The sequence below is a fragment of the Amycolatopsis sp. NPDC003861 genome (assembly GCF_053605405.1).
The window spans coordinates 1-1,980 of record NZ_JBSGJD010000493.1 but is presented as its reverse complement, the minus strand read 5'-3'; the positions used below and the strand labels follow the sequence as shown (position 1 = coordinate 1,980).

Sequence of the window (1,980 nt, the reverse complement as noted above, 5' to 3'; positions counted from 1 at the left end):
AGTGGGAAGGCGGGTTAGAACCCGCCTTCCCACTCACGACCTGAGCCGGAGTTCCGCGGCGACCTCGTCACCGTCGGTGGTGAGCTCCGCTCCCAGCCCGGCCAGCAACGACCGCGCGCCGACGTTGTCGGATGTCGTCGAGGCCACGAACTTCGCCGCGCCGGACGCCCGGGCCTCGGCCAGCAGCAGGCCGGTGACCTCGCGGCCGATCCCGCGGCCGCGGACCGCGCGGCTCAGCCAGAGGCCGCTTCCACCGCGTCGCCGTGGCGCTCCAGCCGGGCGGCACCGACCGCGGCACCGTCCACGTCGACCACCCACGTGCGTTCCACCGCGGTGGCGGCGTCGAGGGACCGGCCGCGGTGGAAGGCCAGGAACGCCGCGCGGCGCGCGGGGGTCCAGCCGGGGACGTCGTCGACCGGGGGCATGACCTCCAGGGGGTCGGCTCCGGCGACGGCGGCGTCGAGCAGCCGCGCGAGAGCGGGCTCGTCGAGCGGGGTCAAGGTGATCACCCCCCAAGCCTGCCCGGGCGCGCCACCGGATTTCAGCGGCGGATCTCGGACAGCTTCACCGGACGCCGTTCGCGGCGCGACACCTCGCACGCCTCCGCGATGTAGAACGCCTCCAACGCATCGGCCGCCCCGCAGGGCGAGGGGGCGCGGCCCGCGACGACGTCCAGGAACGCACGCAGCTCCGTCGTGTACGCCGGGCGGAAGCGCTCCATGAAGCCCGGGTACGCCGGCCCGGGCAGCGGGGCCACGCCCGGCTCCACCGACCGCAGCGGCGCCCGGTCGTCCAGGCCGACCACGACACCCGACACCGAGCCCAGCACGTCGAGGCGCACGTCGTACCCCGCGCCGTTGTAGCGGGTCATCGACACCGTGGCGAGGGTTCCGTCGTCCAGGGTCAGCGTCGCCGCCGCCGTGTCCACGTCGCCCGCGTCGCGGAAGAACTGCTCGCCGCGGTTCGCGCCGATGGCGTACACCTCCTCGACTTCGCGGCCGCTCACCCAGCGGATGATGTCGAAGTCGTGGACGCCGCAGTCGCGGAACAATCCACCCGAGTGGGCGACGTACTCCGCCGGCGGGGGTGCCGGGTCGAACGTCGTCGCGCGCAGCGTGTGCAGCCAGCCCAGCTCGCCCGACGCGACCGCCGCCCGGGCCGCCGCGTAGCCCGCGTCGAAACGGCGCTGGAAGCCGATCTGGACTCCGACGTCGGAGGCGCCGATCCGGTCGATCACCGCCAGCGTGCCCGGGATGTCGGCGGCCACCGGCTTCTCGCAGAACACCGGGATGCCCGCGTCGACCGCCGCGATGATCAGGCCGGGGTGCGCGTCCGTGGCCGCGGTGACGACCAGGCCGTCGAGCCCCGCGGCGAACAGCTCGTCGAGCGCCACCGATTCGACGCCGAGCTTCGCGGCGGCCGACCGGGCCCGCGCCGGGTCGACGTCGGCCACGACGACCGACTCGACCTCCTCGAAGCCCTTCAGCGTCTCCGCGTGCGCGGTGCCGATCCGGCCGGTGCCCGCCAGTCCCAACCTCATCGTGCAGCTCCTCCTGTTTCGGAAATCCCGGCGGTGGTCGCACGGACCACCAGTGACGGGTGCAGCAGGTGCCGGACCGGCTCCGTGCGCTCCCCGCGGACGCGCTCGATCAGCGCTTCGAAGGCCAGCCGCCCCATCTCGGTGCGCGGCTGGTCCACTGTGGTCAGCGAGAGGTGCCGCAGCGCCGCCAGCGACGTGTTGTCGTACCCCACGACCGACACGTCTTCCGGCACGCGCAAGCCGGCTTCCTCCAGGGCCGAGATGGCCCCGACGGCGTTGAAGTCGTTGCCCGCCACCAGCCCGGTCGGCAGGTCGGCCCGGGAGTACGTCGCCAGCAGCTCCCGCACCGACTTCTCGCCGCCGGTGTCGGTGTGCTCGCTGCGCACCACGATCGGCTCCAGCCCGTGCCGCCGCATCGCCGCCTGGAACCCGCGGCGGCG

General features: G+C 74.2%; 3 protein-coding genes and 1 pseudogene. All 4 read right to left on the bottom strand.

Annotated features, from left to right (window positions below; translation table 11 throughout):
- Nucleotides 1-150: 150 nt before the first annotated feature.
- Nucleotides 151-210: pseudogene (locus ACWEVN_RS47690) on the bottom strand (hypothetical protein); the annotation flags it as partial.
- 23 nt (nt 211-233) lie between these two features.
- A complete protein-coding gene (locus ACWEVN_RS47685; RefSeq protein WP_452055688.1) occupies nt 234-509 on the bottom strand; it encodes a hypothetical protein in 276 nt (91 codons plus the stop codon).
- A gap of 32 nt (nt 510-541) precedes the next feature.
- On the bottom strand, nt 542-1,540 hold the full coding sequence (locus tag ACWEVN_RS47680) for a Gfo/Idh/MocA family protein (RefSeq protein WP_449685067.1): 999 nt from the start codon (nt 1,538-1,540) through the stop codon (nt 542-544).
- Nucleotides 1,537-1,980: substrate-binding domain-containing protein (locus tag ACWEVN_RS47675; protein ID WP_452055687.1), on the bottom strand; the 444-nt coding region annotated here is incomplete at its 5' end. The genes ACWEVN_RS47675 and ACWEVN_RS47680, both read right to left, overlap by 4 nt.